The 25,447-nt window shown below is 63.1% G+C and carries 28 protein-coding genes; 7 read left to right on the top strand and 21 right to left on the bottom strand.

The genetic code is table 11. The features are described from left to right. Entirely contained in the window at positions 1 to 711 is a 711-nt protein-coding gene (locus D2N39_RS07870) for a hypothetical protein (protein ID WP_119134216.1), read from the bottom strand. A gap of 176 nt (positions 712 to 887) precedes the next feature. Between D2N39_RS07870 and D2N39_RS07865 the strand changes: the two genes are divergently transcribed. Further along, the gene (locus tag D2N39_RS07865) at positions 888 to 1,325 is read left to right on the top strand and encodes a glyoxalase (protein WP_119134215.1); all 438 of its coding nucleotides are present in this window, start codon (positions 888 to 890) and stop codon (positions 1,323 to 1,325) included. On the opposite strand, the gene D2N39_RS07860 is transcribed toward D2N39_RS07865, so the two are convergent. The 3 genes from D2N39_RS07860 to D2N39_RS07845 are packed head-to-tail and all read right to left on the bottom strand — an operon-like array spanning position 1,310 to position 3,366. Next, positions 1,310 to 2,083 (bottom strand): DeoR/GlpR family DNA-binding transcription regulator, encoded by a 774-nt coding sequence (locus tag D2N39_RS07860; RefSeq protein ID WP_119134348.1) that lies wholly within the window; start codon positions 2,081 to 2,083, stop codon positions 1,310 to 1,312. The two genes, D2N39_RS07865 and D2N39_RS07860, sit on opposite strands and share 16 nt — an antisense overlap. Before the next feature lie 55 nt (positions 2,084 to 2,138). Beyond that, entirely contained in the window at positions 2,139 to 2,918 is a 780-nt protein-coding gene (locus tag D2N39_RS23315) for a GFA family protein (protein ID WP_233557084.1), read from the bottom strand. Further along, positions 2,908 to 3,366, bottom strand: coding sequence for a GAF domain-containing protein (locus tag D2N39_RS07845; RefSeq protein WP_119134214.1), 459 nt, complete (start codon positions 3,364 to 3,366; stop codon positions 2,908 to 2,910). Before D2N39_RS07845 ends, D2N39_RS23315 begins: the two co-directional genes overlap by 11 nt. Positions 3,367 to 3,452: 86 nt before the next feature. Between D2N39_RS07845 and D2N39_RS07840 the strand changes: the two genes are divergently transcribed. The 3 genes from D2N39_RS07840 to D2N39_RS07830 all read left to right on the top strand — a co-directional run bounded on the left by D2N39_RS07840 (position 3,453) and on the right by D2N39_RS07830 (position 6,022). Then, entirely contained in the window at positions 3,453 to 3,788 is a 336-nt protein-coding gene (locus D2N39_RS07840; RefSeq protein WP_119134213.1) for an STAS domain-containing protein, read from the top strand. 19 nt (positions 3,789 to 3,807) lie between these two features. Then, complete coding sequence (locus tag D2N39_RS07835; RefSeq protein WP_119134212.1) at positions 3,808 to 4,230, top strand: ATP-binding protein; 423 nt, start codon at positions 3,808 to 3,810, stop codon at positions 4,228 to 4,230. A 214-nt stretch (positions 4,231 to 4,444) separates the two neighbouring features. After that, on the top strand, positions 4,445 to 6,022 hold the full coding sequence (locus D2N39_RS07830) for a gamma-glutamyltransferase family protein (RefSeq protein ID WP_119134211.1): 1,578 nt from the start codon (positions 4,445 to 4,447) through the stop codon (positions 6,020 to 6,022). A 67-nt stretch (positions 6,023 to 6,089) separates the two neighbouring features. Here D2N39_RS07830 and hspQ read toward each other — a convergent pair whose 3' ends face one another. Next, complete coding sequence (hspQ, locus tag D2N39_RS07825; RefSeq protein WP_119134210.1) at positions 6,090 to 6,416, bottom strand: heat shock protein HspQ; 327 nt, start codon at positions 6,414 to 6,416, stop codon at positions 6,090 to 6,092. A gap of 211 nt (positions 6,417 to 6,627) precedes the next feature. Here hspQ and D2N39_RS07820 point away from each other — a divergent pair, with 211 nt between their 5' ends. Beyond that, positions 6,628 to 7,212, top strand: a complete 585-nt coding sequence (locus D2N39_RS07820) for a transglycosylase SLT domain-containing protein (RefSeq protein WP_119134209.1) — start codon at positions 6,628 to 6,630, stop codon at positions 7,210 to 7,212. Between the two features lie 9 nt (positions 7,213 to 7,221). Here the strand turns inward: D2N39_RS07820 and D2N39_RS07815 are convergent, their stop codons facing one another. From D2N39_RS07815 to D2N39_RS07795, 5 genes are all read right to left on the bottom strand, one after another. Beyond that, a complete protein-coding gene (locus D2N39_RS07815; RefSeq protein WP_119134208.1) occupies positions 7,222 to 7,821 on the bottom strand; it encodes a LolA family protein in 600 nt (199 codons plus the stop codon). A gap of 197 nt (positions 7,822 to 8,018) precedes the next feature. Then, positions 8,019 to 8,654, bottom strand: coding sequence for a ParA family partition ATPase (parA, locus tag D2N39_RS07810; protein WP_119134207.1), 636 nt, complete (start codon positions 8,652 to 8,654; stop codon positions 8,019 to 8,021). A gap of 56 nt (positions 8,655 to 8,710) precedes the next feature. After that, complete coding sequence (locus D2N39_RS07805) at positions 8,711 to 9,124, bottom strand: universal stress protein (RefSeq protein ID WP_119134206.1); 414 nt, start codon at positions 9,122 to 9,124, stop codon at positions 8,711 to 8,713. 103 nt (positions 9,125 to 9,227) lie between these two features. Continuing rightward, positions 9,228 to 9,431, bottom strand: coding sequence for a YgaP family membrane protein (locus D2N39_RS07800; RefSeq protein ID WP_119134346.1), 204 nt, complete (start codon positions 9,429 to 9,431; stop codon positions 9,228 to 9,230). Between the two features lie 73 nt (positions 9,432 to 9,504). Next, positions 9,505 to 10,851, bottom strand: coding sequence for a 1-acyl-sn-glycerol-3-phosphate acyltransferase (locus tag D2N39_RS07795; protein ID WP_119134205.1), 1,347 nt, complete (start codon positions 10,849 to 10,851; stop codon positions 9,505 to 9,507). A 134-nt stretch (positions 10,852 to 10,985) separates the two neighbouring features. Here D2N39_RS07795 and D2N39_RS07790 point away from each other — a divergent pair, with 134 nt between their 5' ends. Continuing rightward, entirely contained in the window at positions 10,986 to 12,953 is a 1,968-nt protein-coding gene (locus D2N39_RS07790) for a protein meaA (protein WP_119134204.1), read from the top strand. Between the two features lie 123 nt (positions 12,954 to 13,076). Here the strand turns inward: D2N39_RS07790 and lpdA are convergent, their stop codons facing one another. From lpdA to D2N39_RS07740, 10 genes are all read right to left on the bottom strand, one after another. Then, entirely contained in the window at positions 13,077 to 14,465 is a 1,389-nt protein-coding gene (gene lpdA / locus D2N39_RS07785) for a dihydrolipoyl dehydrogenase (RefSeq protein WP_119134203.1), read from the bottom strand. Between the two features lie 76 nt (positions 14,466 to 14,541). Next, positions 14,542 to 14,937: an MAPEG family protein gene (locus D2N39_RS07780; protein ID WP_119134202.1), complete on the bottom strand. Its 396-nt coding sequence runs from the start codon at positions 14,935 to 14,937 to the stop codon at positions 14,542 to 14,544. Next, positions 14,934 to 15,365, bottom strand: a complete 432-nt coding sequence (locus D2N39_RS07775) for a hypothetical protein (RefSeq protein WP_119134201.1) — start codon at positions 15,363 to 15,365, stop codon at positions 14,934 to 14,936. Before D2N39_RS07775 ends, D2N39_RS07780 begins: the two co-directional genes overlap by 4 nt. Before the next feature lie 113 nt (positions 15,366 to 15,478). Further along, positions 15,479 to 16,699 carry a 2-oxoglutarate dehydrogenase complex dihydrolipoyllysine-residue succinyltransferase gene (gene odhB / locus D2N39_RS07770; protein WP_233557083.1) on the bottom strand — a complete coding sequence of 407 codons (1,221 nt, stop codon included), beginning with the start codon at positions 16,697 to 16,699 and terminating at the stop codon, positions 15,479 to 15,481. A gap of 4 nt (positions 16,700 to 16,703) precedes the next feature. Continuing rightward, the gene (locus D2N39_RS07765; RefSeq protein WP_119134200.1) at positions 16,704 to 19,667 is read right to left on the bottom strand and encodes a 2-oxoglutarate dehydrogenase E1 component; all 2,964 of its coding nucleotides are present in this window, start codon (positions 19,665 to 19,667) and stop codon (positions 16,704 to 16,706) included. A 38-nt stretch (positions 19,668 to 19,705) separates the two neighbouring features. Next, complete coding sequence (locus D2N39_RS07760; RefSeq protein ID WP_119134199.1) at positions 19,706 to 20,056, bottom strand: hypothetical protein; 351 nt, start codon at positions 20,054 to 20,056, stop codon at positions 19,706 to 19,708. Between the two features lie 52 nt (positions 20,057 to 20,108). Further along, positions 20,109 to 20,993, bottom strand: coding sequence for a succinate--CoA ligase subunit alpha (sucD, locus tag D2N39_RS07755; RefSeq protein WP_119134198.1), 885 nt, complete (start codon positions 20,991 to 20,993; stop codon positions 20,109 to 20,111). 102 nt (positions 20,994 to 21,095) lie between these two features. Beyond that, positions 21,096 to 21,578, bottom strand: a complete 483-nt coding sequence (locus tag D2N39_RS07750; protein ID WP_119134197.1) for a hypothetical protein — start codon at positions 21,576 to 21,578, stop codon at positions 21,096 to 21,098. Then, positions 21,575 to 22,768, bottom strand: a complete 1,194-nt coding sequence (gene sucC / locus D2N39_RS07745; RefSeq protein WP_119134196.1) for an ADP-forming succinate--CoA ligase subunit beta — start codon at positions 22,766 to 22,768, stop codon at positions 21,575 to 21,577. Before sucC ends, D2N39_RS07750 begins: the two co-directional genes overlap by 4 nt. A 178-nt stretch (positions 22,769 to 22,946) precedes the next feature. Further along, entirely contained in the window at positions 22,947 to 23,627 is a 681-nt protein-coding gene (locus D2N39_RS07740) for a class I SAM-dependent methyltransferase (RefSeq protein WP_119134195.1), read from the bottom strand. A 142-nt stretch (positions 23,628 to 23,769) separates the two neighbouring features. Here D2N39_RS07740 and D2N39_RS07735 point away from each other — a divergent pair, with 142 nt between their 5' ends. Beyond that, complete coding sequence (locus D2N39_RS07735) at positions 23,770 to 24,309, top strand: phosphatase PAP2 family protein (RefSeq protein WP_233557082.1); 540 nt, start codon at positions 23,770 to 23,772, stop codon at positions 24,307 to 24,309. Positions 24,310 to 24,381: 72 nt separating this feature from the next. Here the strand turns inward: D2N39_RS07735 and mdh are convergent, their stop codons facing one another. Then, positions 24,382 to 25,344 (bottom strand): malate dehydrogenase, encoded by a 963-nt coding sequence (mdh, locus tag D2N39_RS07730; RefSeq protein ID WP_108128446.1) that lies wholly within the window; start codon positions 25,342 to 25,344, stop codon positions 24,382 to 24,384. Between the last annotated feature and the right edge of the window lie 103 nt (positions 25,345 to 25,447).

Here is a 25,447-nt window from a genome sequence, read left to right as displayed (position 1 = left end):
CTACTGCTGTTGGCGAAGCTGGTCGATGACGTTCCTCCGCGCGACCCGGTTCGGGAAGGTGACCACGCCATCGGCTTCAAGAATGCGGATCATGTAGGAGGCGTTCAGCTGGATGGGGATTCGGTCCACCTGTGCAAGGCTGGCCTGCAGAAGAAACACCAGTTCGATACCTGCCACCGGGGACCGCAAGGCTTCGGCCGCCGGACTTGCCATGAACGTGCGGCAACTTTCGGTTTCCTGCTCGGTCAGGACTCCGAGATCCTCAAGGCATCCCTCCGGCAGTATCCTTGGTATGGTGATACCATCCGCACGAGCGGCGACGGCCTGCTGCCGTTCCACCACGACGGCGTGCAACATAGTGCCGGTATCGCTGCGCAGGAAGGCGGCAATGGCGGTCAAATGCTCATCCGGGACCGCCCGGCGATAGCCGACAGCAAGCGCCTTGTGCAGATGGCCGACCGCCGGATCGGACACGCTTTCGGGCAGCATCGCGGCAAGACGTTCCGGGTCAACCACCCGCCCGCCAAGTTTGGCCAGCGGCCGTTCCAATCGTGCGGCGAAACGCGTGGCGGCAGCGGCGCGCAAAGTCAGCACGAAAGCATCGGAAATCTGCTGGGCGGCTATATATTCCGCATCGTCGAGCCGCGAGGCATACGCCCCCTGCATGGGTAACAGAACAAGGAAAAGTGCAAGAACAGGAAGGCGTTTCATTCAGCCGACACTTCATACAACCAAAGAGGCTTCTCGCACGAAAATGCACGCGCATATGGCGACGATATGGCCAGAGTGTGCGGCAGAAAGCACTTTGCTGTCCCATCCTGTCGCATTTTGCATTCCCTGAAGCTTTTTCCGGCCCAGAATGAAGCCGTGTTCACGTTGAGGATGCCATGGATTACGAAACCGTTCCCGCCCCCGCCTTCGGCCACAGCCTGCGTGGCATGGGGCTGAACCTCTTGTGCCGCGACGTGCTGCGCGAGGCGGCGTTTCTGCAAGTGGTGTTCGGGATGGGTGTGCACCGGCTCAGCAAGGATTTCGCCATCATGGTCTATGCGGGCCAGCCATTCCAATTGCATTCCGACGGCACTTTCGCCGCGCATCCTCTGTTTGCCTTGCTGCCGGAAAGCGGGCCGCGCGGTGCGGGTGCAGAGATCCGGCTTTATGATACCGACCCGGATGTCGCAGCCGGAAGGGCCGCCGCCGAGGGGGAGGCGGTGATCCTGCAACCGCCGACCGACAAGCCGGGCCATGCGCTGCGTGAAACAGTGATCCTTTGCCCCGAAGGCTATGCCTGGGTGCCCAGCCGGCCCATTCACCCGGCGGGCTGAACCGCCACATGCACCTCGGTGCCCCAGTCGCGGCAGCGCTGCATCAGTGGCTCCGGCAGCGGGCGGTCGATGAAGATGGCGTCGATGTCGGCAAGGCTTGCCAGCCGCGCGGGGGCCGAGCGTTCCAGCTTTGACGCATCGGTGACCAGATAGACCCGGCGAGACTGGCGGATGATCGCCTTCGACACCCTTACCTCGTTCACGTCATAATCCAGAAGGTCACCATCCGGGTCCAGCGCGGAAATCCCGATGATGCCGTAATCGACCTTGAACTGCTCCATGAATTGCGAGGTCAGATCGCCCACCAGCCCACCATCGGACCGGCGCAGCGTGCCGCCCGCCACCATGATCTCGCAGGACGGGTTAGTGACAAGGATATTGGCTACGTTCATGTTGTTGGTGACCACGGTGATTTCGCGGTGGTGCAGCAACTCCCGCGCCACCGCCTCGGTCGTGGTGCCGAGGTTGAGGATCATCGAACAATTGTCGGGGATCGCCTGCGCGCAGGCGCGGCCGATGGCAGCCTTGGCATTGCCGTGCATGCCACGCCGTTCCTCGTAACCGATATTGCTGACGCCGGCCCGGATCACGGCGCCACCATGCACACGATCCAGATGCCCCGCTTCGGCCAGATCGGTCAGGTCGCGGCGGATGGTTTGCAGCGTCACGCCAAAGCGTTCCGCCAGGGTTTCGACCACCACGCGGCCCTCGCTGCGCGCGATGGCGAGGATTTCGGTCTGCCGGAAACTCAGCGCCACGGGCACCCTCTCGGTTGGCTGTTGTTCCGCACTGTCGGCGGTGGCGGACGTGGCGTCAAGGCTCGGCCCCGGCGAACTGCGGCAGACCGTCATCAAGGCTGTAATAGTCGCCACCATCTGCTGTGAAGATATGCGCGGCCAGATGCCCGCCCGTCGGGCCGTCGATCCCGCCGGCCTCGACTGAAAACGCACCATCGGCCGCGCGAAACCACAGGCTTGATCCGCAGTCCCGGCAGAACCCCCGTGTGCCGCCACCCGGAGTGGTAAATTCTGCCAGCGCCCCGCGGCTCTCCCAGACCAGTGCCGTCTCTGGCACATCGAAACTTGCGCTGAAATGGCCGGAAAGCTTGCGGCATTGTGTGCAATGGCAGGCGGTGATCGGCCCTGCCGGGGCGGGCAGATTGAAAGCACAGGCGCCGCACAGGCAAGAAGACCGCAAGCGTGCACCCGGTGCCGTTCGGGGCGCGGTGCTTTCCGGGTAATAGTCGCCACCATCTTCGGTGAAGATGTGTTCGGCCGTCTGCACCCCGGTCACCCCCTCCAGCGCACCGGGCGAAAAGGAAATCCGCGCCTCGCCCTCGGGCTGCCAGAACAGGGTGGCGCCGCAATGGCCACAATGACCGCGTTGCGCCGTCGGGGAAGACCGATACCACACCAGACCCGCATCGCGCACCAGCCGGAACCGTTCATGTGCCGCGGAAGTCGCCGCCCAGTAGTGGCCCGAGGTCTTGCGGCATTGCGTGCAATGACAGGCGATCACGTCGCGCAGCGGCCCCTCGACCTCGAACACGACTTCGCCACAGAGGCACGATCCGCGATGAATGTCATTCGGCATGCCGGAACACCTCGTCCAGAATTGCGGTCAGATGGCGCACGTCCTCTTCGGTGAAGGCGGCTTCGGAATTGCTGTCCAGATCCAGCACGCCCAGCAGTTTGCCTGCACCATTGCGGACGGGAATCACCAGTTCGGACCGGGTGGTCGAGGAACAGGCGATGTGACCCTCGAAAGCCTCCACATCGGGGACGAGCTGCACCTCGCCCGTGCGCGCCGCTGCACCACAGACCCCGCGCGCGAAGGGAATCACCAGACAGCCATGACCGCCCTGATAGGGACCGATCTTCAGCGTTTCAGGCGCGGTGACCCGATAGAACCCGGTCCAGTCTGACAGGGGGTGACCGTGATGCAGCTCGCACACCACCGTCGCCATCAGCGCCACAGTATCGGTTTCACCCTCGCAAAGGGCCGCAATACTGCGGCTGAGTTCAGCATAGTCGGGGGTCATCGGATCTCCTGCAATCGCATCTGGCGCTTACCGGATGCTAACGAACGCACCGTAACCTGCAAGCGGATGACGAGAAGGAGCGGCAGATGAACCTGCATGCAAAAACGCTGGCGGATACCCTGCTGGTGGAGGTGGAGGAAGACAGAATCGACGCCGCCTGTGCGATCCAGTTCAAGGACAGGATGCGTGAACTGGTGGCCAAGGCCGAAGGGCGTGTGCTGATCGACATGGCACGCGTCAGGTTTCTGGACAGCTCGGGCCTCGGCGCCGTGGTGGCGGTGATGAAGCTGCTGGGGCCAGAGCGGCGATTGGAACTGGCGGGACTGACGCCCGCCGTGGACAAGGTGTTCCGTCTGACCCGGATGGACAGCGTTTTTCGCATTCATCCTGATTTGCCCGCCGCGCTGCGGGAAGCCGGCTGACCGACGGCGTCCCCCAGACATGACCGACACGACGGAAATCTGCCTGCGGCTTGGGGGAACATCCGCAGAAGTGCGCGCCGCCCTGTCCCGGTTGATGGCACAGCCGCGCCTCGCCGGTGACGCCGATTTCCGGCAACGGCTGGAAATCGTTCTGGCCGAAGTGCTGAACAATATCGTCGAACATGCCTATCCGACCGTTCCGGGCCGGATCGACCTGCAGCTTGCCGCTTGCGCTGCCGGAATGACCTGCCGCATTGCAGATCAGGGCTTGCCGATGCCCGGACTTGAGGCGCCCTTGGGGCTTTCACCTTCCCTTGGCGGCGCAAATCTGCCCGAGGGTGGCTTTGGCTGGTTTCTGATTCGAAGCCTCTGCACCGAATTGCAGTATCGCCGCGACGCAGAAGGGAATGAACTGACATTGATCGTGCCTTGGCGTCAATGAGGCGCCGCACCCCGCATTGGCGCCAATCCGGACGCCATGACAGATTCATGCCACATTTCCCCCTCAATAGCGCCGCCCTGTTTTGCAACATTCTCCGGGTAGCTGCACAAGGCTTCCCTCGGTGCCGTGAGAAAGCCCCCACCCAGATCGCGGCGCCGAGGCTCTTCCCCTTCCCTTCCGCGCATCCTAACCTCACCGCAAGATGGAGGGGCATATGCGTGATTTCCAGAAACCCGGTCGGTCGGCAGTGCTTGCCAGCAATGGCCTGTGCGCCACCTCACACCCGCTTGCGGCCAAGGTCGCGCTGGATGTGTTGCAAGCCGGCGGCAATGCGGCGGATGCCGCGATTGCGGGCGCGGTGCTCTTGGGGATTTGCGAGCCGCAGATGACCGGGATCGGCGGCGATTGCTTCGTGCTTCTGAAACCCGCGGGCGAAGAAAGGGTCATCGCCCTGAACGGATCAGGCCCCGCCCCTGCGGGCCTGTCGGCAGATGCCCTGCGCGCCAGGGGTCTGACAGCCATGCCGATCCACGGCATTGATGCCGTCACGCTGCCTGGCGCCATGGACGCCTTCTGTCGGCTGAGCGCAGACTGGGGACGGATCGGGCTGGCCGAAACCCTCGCCCCTGCCATCCGCTACGCAGAGGAAGGCGTGCCCGTCGCCCCGCGTGTCGCCTTTGACTGGGGCACCGATGCGGCAGTCTTGCAGGGTGAGGCCCGACGGCATTTCCTGCTGAATGGCAAGGTGCCGGAAGTGGGGCAGATCTTCCGCGCACCGGGCCAGGCCGAGGTGTTGCGCCGCGTTGCATGCGAGGGGCGTGCAGGCTTTTACGAAGGCGAAGTGGCCGAGGACATGATCGCATCGCTGAACGCACTGGGTGGGCCGCATACGATGGACGATCTGGCCGGGGTGCGAAGCTTCTATACCGATCCGGTCGCCGCCCCCTACAAAGGCGCCGAGGTGATCGAACATCCGCCGAATGGTCAGGGCGCGACCGCACTTCTGTTGCTGAACATCCTGTCGCATTTCGATCTGCCCGCCATGGCCCCCTTCGGGGCTACCCGCGCCCATATCGAGGCTGAGGCCGCGAAACTGGCCTATGATGCCCGCAACCGCTTCCTTGCCGACCCCGACCATACGGCACGGCTGGCTCATATGCTCGCCCCCGAGACGGCTGCACGGCTCGCAGCACTGATCAACCCGCGCCGCGCCAGCGCCAATCCTGCCGCACTGACCGAAGCGGTGCACAAGGATACCGTCTATATCACTGTGGTAGATCGGGACCGCATGGCGGTCTCTCTGATTTATTCGATCTTCTGGGGCTTCGGCGCGGGGCTTGCCTCAACCAAATTCGGCATCAATTTCCAGAACCGAGGCGCGGGCTTCAGCCTGACACAGGGTCACCCGAACGAGGCCGCGGGCGGCAAGCGCCCGATGCACACAATCATCCCCGGCATGCTGGCCGAAGGCGGCCATGTCACCATGCCCTTCGGCGTCATGGGGGGTGCCTATCAGCCCTGCGGCCACGCCCGGTTGGTAACCAACCTGCGTGACTACGGGATGGAGCTACAGGAAGCCATCGACGCCCCGCGCGGCTTTACCACACCCGAAGGATTCACGCTGGAACGCGGCTATGCCCCGTCCGTTGCGGCCGAGCTCGCGGACATGGGTCATACCGTGCGCGAGGCGGAAGAACCGATTGGCGGCGCTCAGGCCATTGTCATCCATCCCTCTGGCGTTCTGGAAGGTGGGTCTGACCCGCGCAAGGACGGTTGCGCATTGGGCTACTAGCGCGATCCGGGTCAAACCCGCCTCTGAAACCGGCTGACGCAGCGACCGGGTTAATGGCCGAGCAGCCTCAATTCAGGTTGAAATGCAGCGGGTAACGCCCGTCTTCAAAATCGCCGAACAGGTCATGCAGGTCCGGGTGATCCACCGGCTCACCCGTTTCGTCCGGGATCAGGTTCTGTTCCGACACATAGGCGACGTAATAGCTTTGGTCGTTTTCGGCCAAGAGATGATAAAAGGGCTGGTCGCGCTCGGGGCGGCTGTCCTCCGGGATGGCGGCATACCATTCCTCGGTATTGGAAAACATCGCATCCACGTCGAAAACCACCCCGCGGAACGGGTGTTTCCGATGCCGCAGCACCTGGCCGAGATGATATTTCGCCTGCGCTTTGAGCATTCGTTACGGACCCCCTATTGGAAATTCCTAATCCTTTGAGGATCGCAGGTCCACAGTGCCGAGGTGATTCGGAAGGAAACAGTCTGTAAGGCATCGCCTCACAGTTTGGCGTATGGCTCGCGGAATACTGATGCGAAATGCTGTCGCGGGCCATTTCCCCTTCCTCCGAAATCGCATATCCTGCGACAAAACAACGACACGCGAGGGGCAGATGAGCAGACTTCTCCGTGCGTCGATCCTTCTTCTTCTCCTCGCCTCTTGCGGCGGGGGCAGCAGATTTGCGGCGCCGCGCAATCTCGAGGATGCCTGTGCGATCCTGAGGGAGCGCCCTGAGTATTATCGGGCCATGAAGGCCACCGAACGCCGCTGGGGCGTGCCTGTGCATGTGCAGATGGCAACCATCCATCAGGAAAGCAAATTCATCGGCAATGCCCGCACCCCGCATCGTTTTGCGCTGGGCATCATTCCGATGGGGCGGCAAAGCACGGCCTATGGCTACAGTCAGGCGCTGGATGGCACTTGGGAGGAATACCAGAAGGAAACGCGCAACGGTCGCGCAAAACGCGACCGGATCGACGACGCGACCGATTTCATGGGCTGGTATATGGATGGCACCGAGAAACGTCTGGGCGTTTCAAAATGGGATGCCCGCAGCCAATATCTTGCCTATCACGAAGGTCGCACCGGCTTTGCCAATGGCAGCTACAATGCGAAAACCTGGCTGGTGGATGTGGCGAACCGGGTGCAGCAGCGCGCCGACAATTATGCGGCGCAACTGTCAGGCTGTGGGCGGTAAGGCGGCGCCTCAGTTGCGCCGTTCCATTTCCAGCGGAATGTCGAAGAAGCCGGACTTGAAACTGCGGCCCTTGGCCATCTCGCCCAGAATAACCGTCGTCTTGCTGCCCGCGTCATCGGTGATGATCCACTGACGCAGCTCTACCGGATTGGCGGTAAACACCATTTCGATGCTGCCATATTCCGGGTGCTTTGGGTCTTGCGCCAAGACACGCGTGGTGTTGCCGTCCTCACGGTGCCCGATCACCATTTTCGCCTGCGCCAGATCGACGTTCTTGGCAAGGATCAGGTTCAGCGGTGTCTTTGCCAGCGGATATTGTTCCGGCGGCTGGTTCGACTTGCGATCAAAGATCGCCACATTGCCCGAGCTTGCCAGCACCAGCGATTTGTCGGGTGGAGCATATTCAAAGCGCACCCGGCCGGGACGCGAGATATAGATGGTGCCGGTGCCGATACTGCCATCGCTGTTTACTTGCGTGAACTGCGATTCAACGGTGGTCAGCCCGTTGAGGTATTTCGACAGGGCGGACAGCGAAATCTTCTCGGCCTGCGCGGGCAGGGCGAAAACAAGCGCGGCGAGCGGGGCCAGAAGGGCGGAACGAAGCATCATGGTCGCAATATAATCGCGCCCGCGTCGCCGAACATCCCCCTTGCGCGAAAGCGTGATACGGCGTGCGCATGGAACCGCCAGAGCCCGCCTGCGTTGCTTTTTCAGAAACTGACGGAGGAAGACATGAAGGGCATTCTGGCTTGGCTGATCGGAATACCGATCCCGCTCATCATCCTGCTTTACCTGTTCGACGTGTTCTAGGCGTCCGCCTCAAGATCGAGTTCGGCAAGAACTTCGGCCATAAGCGCGCGCGCCTCACTCGCCGCGGCGCCGCGCCCTTCTGCAACGCCCAAACCCTGCCCCAGCGTTTCGGCAAAAGCCACGCGGGCGGCAAGGCGCGATTTCGCAACGCGGGCCACACCTTCTGCTGCCTTGGCCACATCCTCGGCCAGACGGGTTCCGGTATTCATCCGGTTCAGCACGATCAATGCCCGCCCGCTTTCCCGCGCCACCAGATCCAGCACACCATCAGTGGCCCAAAGATCCACATGGCTGGCGGCAACCGGCACCAGCACAAGATCGGCCTCGCGCAGCGCGGGGCGCAGATCGCTATCCACCTTTGGCGGAGTATCCACGATCACGACGTCATGGTGGGCACGCAATTTCTTGCATTCATAGCCCACGCCCCATGCCGAGGCGGTGGAAAAATCCATATCCGGCTCGCCCAGACGGTCGAGCCGGGTCATGAACCAGCGTCCAAGGCTGCCCTGCGGATCGCTGTCCACCAACGCCACATCCAGCCCCTGCCGCACCAGACAGACAGCAAGGTTCGCGGCAAGCGTAGTCTTGCCCGCCCCGCCCTTCTGCTGTGCGACCGTGATGACCTTGCCCATCCGATTCCCCCATTTCTGCAATGCAGCATAGCGAAAACAAGACGGGGCAAACAGCGTCACCGTGCCACAGTCACCGTGCAATGCGCGCGCGCCATGACATCGGCGGCAACCGAACCCAACATCAGCCGCGAAATTCCGCGCTTGTCGCCGGTGCCAACCACGATGTGATCATAGCCGTTCTGTTCGGCATAATGCACAACACCAGCCGCCGCCTCGCGGCTGACAATATCGACGCGCTTCACTTCCTTTGCGCCACGCTCGCCGGCCAGAGCGACTGCCGCATCCAGGATCGCCACAACCTCGGCATCGGTCCAGTGATGAATCAGAGGGCCTTTCGCGCCACCGTGGGCCACGTTCACAACGCAGATCGACAGCGGTGCGCCAGTTTGCGCCGCGAGTTCGGCGGCATAGGCAACTGCGATATTCGAATGGTCGGTGCCATCGGTGGGGCACAGGATCTTGTGGGTCATTCAATCCTCCTCGTGTTGCTCGCGCATTATACTACAATGCAACAAATTTTCACACGAGGATTTTGCGCCCGCCATGATCTGCGTCAAGCGGGCGCGGATTTCCTTACTGGAAAGCGCAACCGGCTTTCACACCCAGCGCGCGGAACACCATGGCGGCCGGGCAGAAGCCGGTGAATGACGACTGGATCAGGTTCACACCGATGAAAACGGTGAACCAGACGAAATAGGGCGATACCCAGACAGTCAGCGCGACGCTGAGCAGCACCATAACACCAGCGAAAAGGAAGATCGTGCGATCGAGGGTCATGTGAAGCTCCATTTCCATGAGCGCGGAATACGCCCTTGCGACTCGGATAGCACATCGCATATACAAATTCAACTTATTGAATTTGTAATCCCTGCTCGGCGGGTGCCGCCTGAAAGGCCAGAAGCGGCATCTGCCCCTCTGGCACCTGCCCCGCCGCATCCATCAGGCCCCGCAGGCGCAGAACCTCGAAAGCAGCGGCCAAAGCCTCCTCCCGCCGCTCCCCCAGATCCGTCACCAGCCCCCGCGCCTCCAGTTCCTGCGCCAACCGCATGGCTCGCCCGACCAGTTCGGGCACCGGCGCCGCCCCCATGCGCAACGCGGCAGCAGCCAGCTGCACCGGCAGAACGGGCACAGCCTCAGCCACGCGCGCCATCAGGGTCGTTCCCAAGGCTCCGGCATCGGCCGGATGCGTGGCCAGCCAGTCGCGCAGGGACAGCGGTGCCCCGAAAGCAACTCCGGCATGGCCAAAGCCGGAATAGGTGCCCTTCCACTTGCGCCGCGCCATGCGCCAAAGGAACCCCAGAACTCCCAGCGGCCCGGCACGGAACTTGCGTTCGCCCTTCGCCGCCGCCTCGACCAGCAGCCGATCCTCCAGCACCCGATCATATCCGATGCCGACGGGCACAAACACCACATCGCGGTGATCTGGCCCGAAGTCCTGCAAGATGTAGGAAAGCAACCCCATCCGCGCTGCCCCGACCCGGCCATCGAGGCTCAGCCCCCCTTCGGGGAAGATCGCCTGCGTCACCCCTTCGGCGGTGATGATCTGCACATAGCGCGCCAGCACCCGGCGATAGAGCGGATCGCGCGAGCCGCGCCGGATGAAATAGGCACCCATTGCCCGGATCATCGCCGACAGCGGCCAGACCCGCGCCCATTCCCCCACCGCATAGCTTAGCGCCGAACGGTTGGCGACCAGCCATGTGACCAGCACATAATCCATATTGCTGCGGTGGTTCATCACGAAAACCACCGTCGCCTCACGGTCGATCCCGGCCAGCGCCGCATCCACCGGCCGCACCCGCACCGTGTAAAGCGCCCGGCTAAGCCAGCGCGCCAATCGCGTCGCCACACCAAAATAGACCAGCGCCGAAAAGCCCGGCACGATTTCGCGCGCGGCCTTGCGGGCGGCCTCGAAGGCGACCGGCTCCGGCATGCCAGTGTCCTGCGCATGGTCCATCGCGGCCTGCACCACTTTCGGATCATAGGTCAGTTGCACGATACGATCCGCCCGCGCCATCAGGCGGAACGGCCGGATCGGCCGCGCCAGATGGGTGTTCAGCCGCGCCACCAGCCGCTCTGCCCGTCGCCGCAAAAACCAACGCGCCGAAGGCATCAGCACCCGCTCCAGCGCACCAATCGCCGCCAGCGCAAGGGCCAGCACCACCAGCCAGAGGGGAAGCTCCACCGTTTCTGTCATTGTCCGAGCCTAGGCCATCGCCGCATCTGCGTAAATCCGGCCATGCTGCGACGCGGCGAATTGACATTGCCATAATCTTTCCCGCATATCATCTTCCAAGCAATAAAATTGCCAACCCGATTCACGAGGCCGCCATGACCGAAGCCAAGAAAGATGCCCCCTGGCTGTTCCGCACCTATGCGGGCCACTCCACGGCGAAGGCGTCGAATGCGCTTTACCGCACCAACCTCGCCAAGGGGCAGACCGGACTTTCCGTCGCCTTCGACCTGCCTACCCAGACCGGCTATGACAGCGATCACGAATTGTCCCGCGGTGAGGTGGGCAAGGTCGGCGTGCCGGTGAATCATCTGGGCGACATGCGGGCACTGTTCGACCAGATCCCGCTGGAACAGATGAACACCTCGATGACGATCAACGCCACCGCCCCCTGGCTGCTGGCGCTTTACATCGCGGTGGCAGAGGAACAGGGCGCCGATGTGTCGAAACTGCAAGGCACCGTGCAGAACGACATCATCAAGGAATATCTGTCGCGCGGCACCTATATCTGCCCACCGAAGCCCAGCCTGCGCATGATCACCGATGTCGCGGCCTATACGCAAAAGCACCTGCCGAAATGGAACCCGATGAACGTGTGTTCCTACCACCTGCAAGAGGCGGGCGCGACACCCGAGCAGGAGCTTGCCTTCGCCCTCGCCACCGCCTGTGCGGTGCTGGATGACCTCAAGGGCAAGGTCGCGCCCGAGGATTTCCCGAACATGGTCGGCCGCATCTCGTTCTTCGTGAACGCCGGCATCCGCTTCGTCACCGAAATGTGCAAGATGCGCGCCTTCGTGGACCTGTGGGATGAAATCCTGCTCGACCGCTATGGCATCACCGATGCGAAGTATCGCCGTTTCCGCTATGGTGTGCAGGTCAACTCGCTCGGCCTGACCGAACAGCAGCCGGAAAACAACGTCTACCGCATCCTGATCGAGATGCTGGCAGTGACGCTATCGAAAAAGGCCCGCGCCCGCGCGGTGCAACTGCCCGCCTGGAACGAGGCGCTCGGCCTGCCGCGCCCTTGGGATCAGCAATGGTCGCTGCGCATGCAGCAAATCCTCGCCTATGAAACCGACCTGCTGGAGTATGGCGATCTGTTCGACGGCAACCCGGCGGTGGACGCGAAGGTCGCGGCCCTGAAACAGGGCGCGCGCGAGGAACTGGCGCAGATCGACGCCATGGGCGGTGCCGTCGCCTCCATCGAATACATGAAGGGCCGGCTGGTCGAGGCCAATGCTGAACGCATCGCCCGGATCGAAGGCAATGAAACCGTGGTCGTCGGCGTGAACCGCTGGACCGAGGCCGCCCCCTCGCCGCTGACCGCCGGCGACGGCGCCATCATGGTGGTGGATGAAGCCGCCGAACGCGACCAGATCGAACGCCTGACCCAATGGCGCGCAACCCGGGACGAGGCCGCAGTGAAGGCCGCACTCACCACCCTGCGCGAAGCCTGCGCCGATGGCCGCAACGTCATGCCCGCTTCCATCGCAGCCGCGAAGGCCGGTGCCACCACCGGCGAATGGGGTGCCACCGTGCGCGCCGCCTTCGGCCAGTATCGCGGCCCGACCGGCGTGTCCAAGAACCGCTCCAACCGCACCGAGGGGCTGGACCCGATCCGCGAGGCGGTCTCGGCCGTGTCGTCGCGCCTTGGCCGGCAACTCAAGTTTCTCGTCGGCAAACCGGGGCTCGACGGCCATTCCAATGGCGCTGAACAGATCGCCGCCCGCGCCCGCGATTGTGGCATGGACATCCACTACGATGGTATCCGCCTGACGCCCGCCGAAATCGTCGCCGCCGCCGCGGAACAAGAGGCGCATGTCGTCGGCCTCTCGATCCTCTCGGGCAGCCACCTGCCGCTGATCGCAGAAACGATGGAGCGCATGAAGGCCGCAGGCCTCGGCGACATCCCGGTGGTCGTCGGCGGCATCATCCCCGAGGATGACGCCGCGAAACTGCGCGCCATGGGCGTCGCTGCCATCTATACGCCGAAGGATTTCGAACTGAACCGCATCATGCTCGACATCGTGGCGCTGGTCGACCCGACCCCGGTGGCGGCCGAATAACCCGAAGCGCCTTTGCTTCTTGCCCAAATACTCATCTTCCATGGCCCGCATCGCGGGCCATGATACGGAAAACAGCAACGCCCCGGCCATCAGGCCGGGGCGTTTCCGCTTGATAAGCGTCCCTCAGGCGTGGATCGCGCCGTCACCACAGGCCAGCGCCGCCTCTCGCACCGCTTCCGAATAGGTCGGGTGGGCATGGCAGGTCAGCGCGATGTCCTGGGCCGAGGCACCGAATTCCATCGCCACGCAGACTTCGTGGATCAGATCACCCGCGCCCGGCCCGATGATGTGGCAACCCAGAACCCGGTCGGTCTCCTTGTCGGCCAGCATCTTGACGAAGCCATCGGCCTGGAAGATCGCCTTGGCGCGCGCATTGCCCATGAAGGGGAACTTGCCCACCTTGTAGGCGCGGCCTTCGGCCTTCAGTTGCTCTTCCGTCTTGCCGACCGAAGCCACCTCGGGCGCGGTGTAGATCACGCCGGGGATGACATCGTAGTTCACATGACCATGCTTGCCGGCCAGAACCTCGGCCACCGCCATGCCCTCATCCTCGGCCTTGTGGGCCAGCATCGGGCCGACCACGGCGTCACCGATGGCATAGATGCCCTTCACGCTGGTCTGGAAATGGCTGTCGATGGTGACCTGCCCGCGCGGCTCCATCGCCACGCCCACGGCTTCCAGCCCCAGACCGGTGGTATAGGGTTTGCGGCCGGTGGCGACCAGCACGGCATCGGCCTCGATCTCATGCGCGCTTTCGTCCTTGCGCAGCTTGTAGGACACTTTCGCGCCCTTCTTGGTGCGCTCAGTGCCCTGCACCGCCGCGCCCAGCACGAATTTGATGCCCTGCTTGGCCAGCAGCTTCTGGAAGCTCTTGGCCACTTCGGCATCCATGCCGGGGGTGATGGCATCCAGATATTCGACCACAGTCACCTCGGCGCCCAGACGGGCATAGACCGAGCCCATCTCCAGCCCGATCACACCCGCACCGATCACCACCAGCGATTTCGGCACCGATTTCAGCGACAGCGCGCCGGTGGAGGTGACAACCACCTCTTCATCCACGGTCACGCCCGGCAGGCTCGCGGGTTCCGAGCCGGTGGCGATAACGATGCTCTTCGCGCTGTGAACCTCGTCGCCGACCTTGACCTGACCGGCGGCAGGGATCGAGCCCCAGCCCTTCAGCCAGGTCACCTTGTTCTTCTTGAACAGGAATTCAATGCCCTTGGTGTTGCCGTTCACCACATCCTGCTTGTAGGCCTGCATCTTGTCCCAATCGACTTTGACCTTGGCGCCCATCAGGCCCATCTTTTCAAAGTTTTCATGGACTTCATGCAGGTTATGCGTCGCGTGCAGCAGCGCCTTGGACGGGATGCAGCCGACGTTCAGGCAGGTGCCGCCCAGCGTCTCGCGCCCTTCGACCACGGCGGTCTTGAGGCCCAGTTGCGCGCAGCGGATGGCGCAGACATAGCCGCCGGGGCCGCCGCCGATCACGATCACATCGAATTCTGCCATTTCGGTCTCCTTTGGTGTCGAGCGCCGGGGGCTGTCTGCCCCCGGACCCCCGAGGATATTTATACCAAGATAAAGGTCAGGTCAGACTGGCCACGATCATGGTGAGGGTTGCGAGGAAGCCCAGCCCCCAGATGGCCGAGCGCCAGGGGCGCCAGCCAAGGGCATAGGCCGGAACGTAGAGGATGCGGGCACCGAGGTAGACCCAGCCGCAGGCCGCGGTCAGGCCCGATGCCTTGCCGCCCAGCGTGACCACCACAACCGCGAGGGTGAACAAGATCAGCCCTTCGAAATGGTTGTTCAATGCGCGTTGCAACCGGGCGGTGGTCTGCGAAAGCTGCCGCGACGGCGGCCGGTCCCGCGCCGAGGAAGTATACCCCGTCCCCAGCTCCCGGTTCGCCGGGATGGCAAAGAGCAGGTATTGGGCTGCTTGCAGCAGGCCCGCGAGGGCGAGGGCGGTGAGTTCGGGGGTCATGGCACAGTCACCGGCTTCAGTATCTTTTCAACTTCGGCTCCGATCGGCAGCATATCGACTTTGAAAGAGTGTTCGACCCAATCCTTCCGTCTGGAACAATAGGCGATCACTTTGGCAAAGGGCGTGTCCAGCGGCAGACGCATCGCGTCAGGTTCGGACCTGGACTGCCATCGCGCAAGATCATCTTTGGGCCAATTTGCACCAGCCATCGCCTCTAGCGCCCTTTTTCTTGTCTTGGACCAGGCGTTTCGGATGAACTCATCCGAGTCGGCATTGGTCGCACCGCAGGTGAAAAGCGGTCCCCAATCGTCAATCGCGATCAGCCAAAGTGCATTGACCTTGGCAGTTTGGCTCTGGCTCGGCTGCGCATTCAGGGGAAAAGCCACAGCCAAGGCGGCGAGCGTAAGGGCAGTGAGCTTGAGAGGCATGGGGGATGATGTCCCTTGCGGTGGGCGCTGACCCCGCCCTGAACAGGCGGGAACAGGCGCAAGGCAGACTAAAGACTGCCCTGCGCCATAAGTCGGGCTTCAGCCCGACGCCATCACAGATCCATCAACAACCGGCGCGGATCTTCCAGCGCTTCCTTCACGCGCACGAGGAAGGTCACGGCGCCCTTGCCGTCCACGATGCGGTGATCGTAGCTCAGCGCGAGATACATCATCGGGCGGATGACGATCTGGCCGTTCACCACCACCGGGCGATCCTGGATCTTGTGCATGCCAAGGATCCCCGATTGCGGCGGGTTCAGGATCGGCGACGACATCAGCGAGCCATAGACGCCGCCGTTCGAGATGGTGAAGCTGCCGCCCGCCATTTCGGCCATCGACAGCTTGCCGTCACGGGCGCGGACGCCCAGTTCGGCGATCTTCTTCTCGATCGCGGCAAAGCCCATCTGGTCGGCGTCGCGCACCACCGGCACCACAAGACCCGAAGGCGTGCCCACAGCCACGCCCATGTGGACGTAGTTCTTGTAGACGATGTCGGTGCCGTCGATCTCGGCATTGACTTCGGGGACTTCCTTCAGCGCGTGGCAGCAGGCTTTCACGAAGAAGGACATGAAGCCGAGCTTCACGCCGTGCTTCTTCTCGAACACGTCCTTGTATTCGTTGCGCAGGCCCATGATGCCGGACATGTCCACCTCGTTATAGGTGGTCAGCATGGCGGCAGTATTCTGGCTGTCCTTCAGGCGGCGCGCGATGGTCTGGCGCAGCTTGGTCATCTTGACGCGCTCTTCGCGGGCGGCATCATCGGCCGGGACGGGCGCGCGCGGCACCGAAACCGGGGCGGGCGCCGGGGCAGCGGCGGCAGAAGCGACGGCCTTGGCCACGTCTTCCTTCATCACACGGCCGTCACGGCCCGAGCCTTGCACCTGTGCGGCGGAAATCCCCGCCTCGGCCATGGCTTTCTTGGCCGAAGGCGCATCTTCCACGTCCTTGCGGGCAGCCGGGGTTTCCGGCCCTGCACCGGGCGAGTTCACCGCGGCGGCGGCTTCAGCTTTCGGCGCGGGCGCGGCAGCAGCGGCCGCGCCTTCGTTGATCGTGGCCAGCAGTGCAGCGGCGGCGACGGTTTCGCCTTCTGGTGCGACGATCTCGCCCAGCACACCCGCAGCGGGCGACGGCACGTCGAGGCTCACCTTGTCGGTTTCCAGCTCGCAGAGGATTTCATCCACGGCAACAGCATCGCCCGGCTTCTTGAACCAGGTGGCGATGGTCGCTTCGGTGACGCTTTCGCCAAGGGCGGGAACGCGAACTTCAACGGTCATTGGCTTATTTCCCTTCGAAAGACAGCGCATCGTTCACAAGCGCTTCCTGTTCAGCTTTGTGTTTGGAGGCGAGGCCCGTGGCGGGCGAGGCCGAGGCCGAGCGGCCCGCATAGCGCGCGCGTTTCGCCGCACCGCCGACCTGATCCAGCACCCATTCGATATTCGGCTCGATGAAGCTCCAGTAGCCCTGGTTCTTCGGTTCTTCCTGACACCAGACCACCTCGGCCTGCGGGAAGCGCCCCAGTTCGGCACGCAGCGATTGCGCCGGGAAGGGGTAAAGCTGTTCCACGCGCAGCAGGTAGACATCATCGGCGCCACGGGCATCCCGTTCGGCCAGCAGGTCATAGTAGACCTTGCCCGAGCACATCACCACGCGCCGGATTTCGGCGTCGGGCTTCAGTTGCAGCGTCGAATTGCCCTTCTGGGCGTCATCCCACAGCACGCGATGGAAATACGAGCCGGTGGTGAAATCTTCAGCCGTCGAGACACACATCGGATGCCGCAGCAGCGACTTCGGCGTCATCAGCACCAGCGGCTTGCGGAAATCGCGGTGGATCTGACGCCGCAGGATGTGGAAGTAGTTCGCCGGGGTCGAGCAGTTCGCCACGATCCAGTTTTCCTGCGCCGAAAGTTGCAGGAAGCGTTCGGGGCGTGCCGACGAATGTTCAGGCCCCTGCCCTTCAAACCCGTGCGGCAGCAGCATGACCAGACCGGACATCCGCAGCCATTTGCTTTCGCCCGAGTTGATGAACTGGTCGAACATGATCTGCGCGCCGTTGGCGAAATCGCCGAACTGGGCTTCCCACAGCACAAGCGCATTCGGCTCCGACAGCGAATAGCCGTATTCGAAGCCCAGCACCGCATATTCCGACAGCATCGAATCGATGACCTCATACCGCGCCTGACCGGCCCGGATGTGGTTCAGCGGATAGTAACGCTCTTCGGTGCCCTGCTCGACGAAGGCCGAATGCCGCTGCGAGAAGGTGCCGCGCGTGCAGTCCTGACCGGACAGGCGCACCGGATAGCCCTCGGTTTGCAGCGAGCCGAAGGCCAGCGCCTCGGCCGTGGCCCAGTCGAAACCGGCGCCGGCCTCGAACATCTTTTTCTTGGCTTCAAGCTGGCGCGCGACGGTCTTGTGGATCTCGAACCCGTCCGGCACACGGGTCAGCGCGGTGCCGACCTCGGCCAGAGTCTCGGGTTTGATCGCGGTATTGCCGGCGATATATTCCTCGCCTTCGCGCGACATGTTCTTCCAGCGGCCATCCAGCCAGTCGGCCTTGTTCGGCTTGAATTCCTTGCCAGCCTCGAACTCTTCGTTCAGGCGGGCCTGGAAAGCGGCCTTCATGTCCTCGATCTCGCCTTCCGGGATCAGGCCATCCTTCACCAGCCGGTCGGTATAAAGCTGAAGCGTCGTCTTGTGACGCTTGATGCGGTTATACATGATCGGGTTGGTGAACATGGGCTCGTCGCCCTCGTTGTGACCAAAGCGGCGGTAGCAGAAGATGTCCAGAACGACATCTTTGCCGAACTTCTGCCGGAACTCGGTCGCCACGCGGGCGGCATGCACCACGGCTTCGGGATCGTCGCCGTTCACATGGAAGATCGGCGCCTCGACCATCAGCGCGATGTCGGTCGGATAAGGTGAGGTGCGCGAGAAATGCGGCGCGGTGGTGAAGCCGATCTGGTTGTTCACGACGATATGGATGCAGCCGCCGGTGCGATGGCCCTTGATGCCCGAAAGCTGGAAGCATTCGGCCACGACGCCTTGACCCGCGAAAGCCGCGTCGCCATGCAGAAGGATCGGCAGAACCTGACGGCGTTCGGTATCGCCAAGCTGGTCCTGCTTGGCGCGAACCTTGCCCAGCACGACCGGGTTCACCGCCTCAAGGTGCGAGGGGTTGGCGGTCAGCGACAGGTGGACGGTATTCCCGTCGAAGGTCCGGTCCGACGAGGCGCCGAGGTGATATTTCACGTCGCCCGACCCGTCCACATCCTCGGGCTTGAAGCTGCCACCCTGAAATTCGTTGAAGATCGCGCGGTAGGGCTTGCCCAGAACATTGGCCAGAACCGACAGGCGGCCACGGTGCGGCATGCCGATGACGATTTCCTTCAGCCCCAGATTGCCGCCCCGCTTGATGATCTGTTCCATCGCGGGAATCAGCGCCTCACCACCGTCCAGACCGAAACGCTTGGTCCCCATGTATTTGACATGGAGGAACTTTTCGAACCCCTCGGCTTCGACCAGCTTGTTGAGGATGGCGCGGCGGCCTTCACGGGTAAAGGCGATTTCCTTGCCGTAGCCTTCGATCCGTTCCTTCAGCCAGGCGGCCTGTTCCGGGTCGGAAATGTGCATGTATTGCAGCGCGAAGGTGCCGCAATAGGTGCGCTTCACGATCTCCATGATCTGCCGCATCGAGGCATGGGTCAGGCCCAGCACATTGTCGATGAAGATCGGCCGGTCCATGTCAGCCTCGGTGAAGCCATAGGATTTCGGGTCCAGTTCCGGGTGGTTGGCGCTGTCGCGCATGCCCAGCGGGTCGATGTCGGCAGCCAGGTGGCCGCGAATCCGGTAGGCGCGGATGATCATGATGGCGCGGATCGAATCCAGCACGGCGCGCTGAATCTGCTCCTGCGTCAGGGCCACATTGGCCTCGGCCGCCTTTTCGGCGATTTTCTTGCCCGCGCCCTTGGCCTCTTTCGGCACCAGCGGCCATTCGCCGGTCAGCGCGGCAGTCAGTTCGTCCGCCGGTTGCTGCGGCCAGTCATTGCGCGCCCAGGACGGGCCCGCAGCGGCGCGCTTGGCTTCCAGCTCGCTGTCACCCAGCGCCTTGAAGAAAGCAGCCCAACCGGCATCGACCGAATTCGGATCGGCGGCATAGCGGGCCTGAAGCTGGTCGATGTAATCGGCATTGGCGCCGTCCATGAAGGATTGCGCGTTCAGCGTGGCGTTGGGGGATTGATCGGTCATGTCAGTGCCTCATTGAGACGTATGGACGAAGGGGTGCGTCACTTGCAGCTTACGACAAGCTTGCGCACACCCGGCATCTGTTCGGGATGTTCCAGCGCGCGATCCTCGGCCGATGCGACGCCACGGGCGCCGCAAATGCGCGCCGGGGCGGCCTTGAGCTGGGCCTTGTCGGTGCTGGCCGCCTTGTAGAACAGGACGTTCGGCACGCCCTGAATAACCAGCCCGCCTATACCCGCCCCGTTCGCGGAATAGGCGACGATATTCGCGGCAGAAACGCCGGTGGCGGCCTCGGCGGCCGCCATGCCATTGCGGGCACCCGTTGTGGGCCCGGAGGTGACACACCCTGCAAGTGCAACACTCGCCAGCGTGGCCATGGTCAGAAATCGCATGCTCGCCTCCCTTCGAGAGGTTCCCCGGAGGCATACCCCCGGGGAACGAGATTTACTTGCCCAGCGCCTTCATCACAGCTTCGCCCAGATGGGCGGGGCTGTCCGCAACCACGATCCCGGCGGATTTCATCGCTTCGATCTTGGATTCCGCATCACCCTTGCCACCGGCCACGATGGCACCGGCATGGCCCATGCGGCGGCCCTTCGGTGCGGTGCGGCCCGCGATGAAACCGGCGGTCGGCTTCCAGCGGCCGCGCTTCTTTTCGTCGGCAAGGAATTGCGCCGCTTCTTCTTCGGCCGAGCCACCGATTTCACCGATCATGATGATCGAATGGGTTTCCGGGTCCGCGAGGAACATTTCCAGTATGTCGATATGTTCGGTGCCCTTGATCGGGTCGCCGCCGATACCCACGGCCGAGGACTGCCCCAGACCGAGGTCGGAGGTCTGCTTCACCGCCTCATAGGTCAGCGTGCCCGAACGCGACACCACGCCGACGCTGCCGCGCTGGTGGATGTGGCCCGGCATGATGCCGATCTTGCAGGCGCCCGGTGTGATGACGCCGGGGCAGTTCGGCCCGATGAGCCGCGATTTCGACCCTTCCAGCGCCCGCTTCACCTTCATCATGTCGAGCACCGGAATGCCCTCGGTGATGCAGACGATCAGCTCCATCTCGGCGTCGATCGCTTCAAGGATCGAGTCGGCCGCGAAGGGCGGCGGAACGTAGATCACGGTCGCATTGGCCTCGGTCACGGCTTTCGCTTCGTGAACCGAGTTGAAGACCGGCAGGTCAAGGTGGCTGGTGCCGCCCTTGCCGGGCGTCACACCACCGACCATCTTGGTGCCATAGGCAATCGCCTGTTCGGTGTGGAAGGTGCCCTGCGAGCCGGTGATGCCCTGGCAGATAACCTTGGTATTTTCATTCACGAGAACAGCCATGTGTCTCTCCGTTTGGTGGGATTGACCACCCAGGTTTTGCGAATGTAAGGCGGGATCTCCCGCCTCGATTTTCGTTTTGGCCTGCGCAGGCAGGCAAGGACCTTAGCTTGCTGCCGATACACCGACAAAGGCCGCATTGATGCCGGCGCCGGGCCGTGTGATCCGCTGACCGTTCAGCCGCACCTTGGCACCGTTCTTCGACCAGAGACCCTGCTCTGCCGTTTCGACGTAGCCAAGTCGGCGCAACTCCGCGGCAGCCGCGTCAATGACCGCCTGTCCGAAATGGCCACCCGGCATCCACGCACAGGGATTGGTTCCAAGAGCGGTAAAGCGAGCAGCCGACATCCAGTTCACCCCTGGCTGGACACGTTCTAGATCTTTCGAAGTCGTGATCTCGAGCACTTTGTAGCCGCGGGTAAGCATCGCTGCCTTGACAGGCGCGGCAGCGAAGTTGTTCTGAACGCAAGTCCGGGTCGCGAAAGCAGCCTCTTGAGCCAGGAACCCAACAGAATCCTGCCCGTCAGGCGAGGAGACATTGCATCCGGCCAGCCCAATCAGGACGGCGATAGCGGCAGCAAGCCTCATCCTTTCACCGCTTTCACGATCTTCTGCGCCGCGTCGCTGAGGTTGTCACCCGCGATCACGTTCAGCCCGCTTTCGTTGATGATCTTCTTGCCCAGCTCGACGTTGGTGCCTTCCAGACGCACGACCAGCGGAACCTTCAGGCCCACTTCCTTCACCGCGGCGATCACGCCTTCGGCGATGACGTCGCAGCGCATGATGCCGCCGAAGATGTTGACCAGAATGCCTTTGACGTTCGGGTCCGAGGTGATGATCTTGAACGCCTCGGTCACCTTCTCTTTCGTCGCACCGCCGCCCACGTCGAGGAAGTTGGCGGGTTCCGCGCCATAGAGCTTGATGATGTCCATCGTCGCCATGGCAAGGCCCGCGCCGTTCACCATGCAGCCGATCTCACCGTCCAGCGCAATGTAGTTCAGGTCGAATTTCGACGCGGCGAGTTCCTTGGGGTCTTCCTCGGTCTCGTCTTTCAGCGCCTGAATGTCGGCGTGGCGATAGAGCGCGTTGCCGTCGAACGACACCTTGGCGTCCAGCACCTTGATCTGGCCTTCCGGGGTCACGATCAGCGGGTTGATCTCCAGCATCTCCATGTCCTTCTCGACGAAGGCCTTGTAGAGCGTCTTGGCCAGCGCAACCATCTGCTTCACCTGCGCCCCTTCGAGGCCCAGCGAGAAGGCCAGACGGCGGCCGTGGAAATCCGACAGGCCCGAAGCCGGGTCAACCGAGAAGGACAGGATCTTTTCGGGGGTCGAGGCGGCGACCTCTTCGATGTCCATGCCGCCTTCGGTCGAGCAGACGAAAGAGATGCGGCTGGTCTGGCGATCCACCAGCAGCGCGAGGTAGAGTTCGCGCGCGATGTCCGAACCGGCCTCGATGTAGATGCGGTTCACCTGCTTGCCGGCCGGGCCGGTCTGGTGGGTGACCAGCGTGCGGCCCAGCATCTGCTTGGCCAGCGTTTCGGCTTCTTCCACCGATTTCGCCAGACGGACACCGCCCTTTTCACCGGCTTCCGGTTCCTTGAACTTGCCCTTGCCGCGGCCACCGGCGTGGATCTGCGCCTTGACGACCCAGAGCGGCCCGTCCATCTCGCCCGCCGCGGTCTTGGCTTCCTCGGCTTTCAGGACGACACGGCCGTCCGAAACCGGGGCGCCATAGCTGCGGAGAAGCGCCTTGGCCTGATATTCATGGATGTTCATGGATCATGTCCCATCGCTGCTGATTTGGGGGCGTGATGCCATAATGGAAGGCGCTTTCAAAACAGCTTTTGCCGGATAGGCAGCTTTTGGCGCAGAAAAATCGCATTTGTGATCACACGTTGAAAAAGTGTGATCACAAGCACATCGCCGTTGCCGCAAACGCCGCAGCGCAGCGTGATCAGAGCCGACTCGCCACGCAGAGAACCTGCCCCCGTGGCAGCCGGTTTGCACGGATTTCAACGGCCAATCCGGCCTGCGCGCAGAAATGGTGGATGTCGGATTCCAGCAGGTGATAGGGCGGGCGGATGTCATGGGTCACCACGCCATCAGGCTGCCGCACCGGGCCGAGGCTCGATTGCGCATCGGGGGCAAGGAACACCGTGAACAGGAATTTCTCGAACCGGATGAAGTGGTCGGCCACCCGCAGGAGGCCCCGGCGCAGGTGGTTCACCGGCAGGTGGGTGAACACGGCGAAGCACAGCAGATAATCCAGATCGCGCGGGATGCCGGGGAAGCTGAAATCTGCATCCTCCACCAGTTGTGCGATGGGCAGACGGGTGCGGTCCCCCTCGGTCAGTTCGGCACGATAGCCCTTGAGGATCAGGTCGCGCGACAGGTCGCTGCCCCAGTAATGGCCAGGGTTCAGATAGGGCACCACGCGACACCCCGTGCGCAGCGGCCCACACCCGATGTCCAGCATGCGGTGGCGCGGGCGCAGCCCCTCGGCCAGCAGCATCTCCATCTGGATGATACCGGTTTCCTCCCATCGCCCCCCGATGATGGCACGATGCTGCCCCTTCGCCAGCGCGTCGGGAATGAAGGCAGGCGCGTGATACGGCGAGATGTGGCCCTTGCTCATGCCCCGGCGCTAGCACGGCATTGCGCCGTGCGGAAGGGGGTGCGCGCTCTGGTCCCCAAGGTGGTCTGCAACCCCGGTTGCATGGCGCTACGCGGCTTTGGTGACAAGCGTGCGGCACCCTTCCCCTTTCAGGAAATCAGCCATGTTCCCGATCCCGGTCCGGCCGCGCCAGATGATGCGTGCCGCGAGCCTTGCCGCCAGCTTCGCCCTTGCTGCACCCGCCGTGGCGCAGGACAAGACCGGCCTGACCCGGACGGGCGATGCGCTTCAGGTCATCCTGCCGGTCATGGCGGGGGTCTGTGCGATCCAGCAGCACCGGACGGCAGATTTCGTCGCAGGCGCGGTGACGACCGAACTCGTGACCCATGGCCTGAAGGCTGCAACTCGCAGCAGCAGTATCGGGCGCAGGCCCAACGGGCACGACCGGGGCTTTCCGTCCGGGCATACCTCGATGGCCTTTTTCGGCGCCACCAGCCTTGCGCGCGACTGCTGGCGCGACCGGCCAGTGGCGGGGGCGCTGGCTTTCGGTGCCGCGACTCTGGTCGGCGTGTCGCGCGTGAAGGCGGATCAGCACACAGTGGGTCAGGTTCTGGCAGGCGCGCTGGTGGGCTATCTCGCCAATGGCGTGAGCCTCGATCTGTCGGGCAATCACGTCGCCCTTGGCTATCAGATGCAGTTCTGAACCGCCAAACAGCCGCCTGATAAAAAAGCCCGGCGCGCAGCCGGGCTTTTTCCGTTCGTCAGGATTGGCAGATCAGGCCAGCGAAGGGTCGATGCCTTTGCACGCCTCGACAAGGCCCTTCACCGCATCGACCGACTTGTTGAACATCGCCTGCTCGTCGGCGTTCATCTTGATGTCCACGATCCGCTCGATGCCCTTGGCGCCGATGATCGTCGGCACGCCGACATACATGCCGTCCAGACCGAAGGCGCCCTTGACGTAAGCCGCGCAGGGCAGCAGGCGCTTCTGGTCTTTCAGATAGGCTTCGGCCATTTCGATGGCCGAGGTGGCGGGCGCATAGAAGGCCGAGCCGGTTTTCAGCAGGCCAACGATCTCGGCGCCGCCGTCACGGGTGCGCTGCACGATGGCGTCCAGCTTCTCCTGCGTGGTCCAGCCCATCGCAACCAGATCCGGCAGCGGAATGCCGGCGACGGTGGAATAGCGGGTCAGCGGGACCATGGTGTCGCCATGGCCGCCCAGAACGAAGGCGGTCACATCGCGCATCGAGACATTGAACTCGACCGACAGGAAGTGGCGGAAGCGGGCCGAATCGAGCACGCCGGCCATGCCCACGACTTTCTCATGCGGCAGGCCCGAAAATTCGCGCAGCGCCCAGACCATCGCGTCCAGCGGATTGGTGATGCAGATGACGAAGGCGTTCGGCGCATGGGCCTTGATGCCCTCGCCCACCGATTTCATGACCTTCAGGTTGATGCCCAGCAGGTCGTCGCGGCTCATGCCCGGTTTGCGCGGCACGCCGGCGGTCACGATGCAGACATCGGCACCCGCGATGTCCTCATAGCTGTTGGCGCCCTTCAGGACGGCATCGAAGCCCTCGACCGGGCCGCACTGCGCCAGATCCAGCGCCTTGCCCTGGGGGGTGCCTTCCGCGATGTCGAACAGGACGATATCGCCGAGTTCCTTGATGGCTGCGAGATGGGCGAGCGTTCCGCCGATCTGGCCAGCGCCAATCAGTGCGATCTTGGGTCGTGCCATGATTCCGTCTCCGGCTGGGATTGTATGCAACGGTATGCTTTAGGCGTCTCGCGGGATTCACGCAAGACTGCCGCGATGCGGCATGACAGGCCAAGTTGCCCTG

The sequence above is a fragment of the Gemmobacter lutimaris genome (assembly GCF_003570715.1).
Classification (GTDB): domain Bacteria; phylum Pseudomonadota; class Alphaproteobacteria; order Rhodobacterales; family Rhodobacteraceae; genus Gemmobacter; species Gemmobacter lutimaris.
Note: the sequence above shows the minus strand (reverse complement) of the source record. Positions and strands in the feature narration are given on the sequence as shown.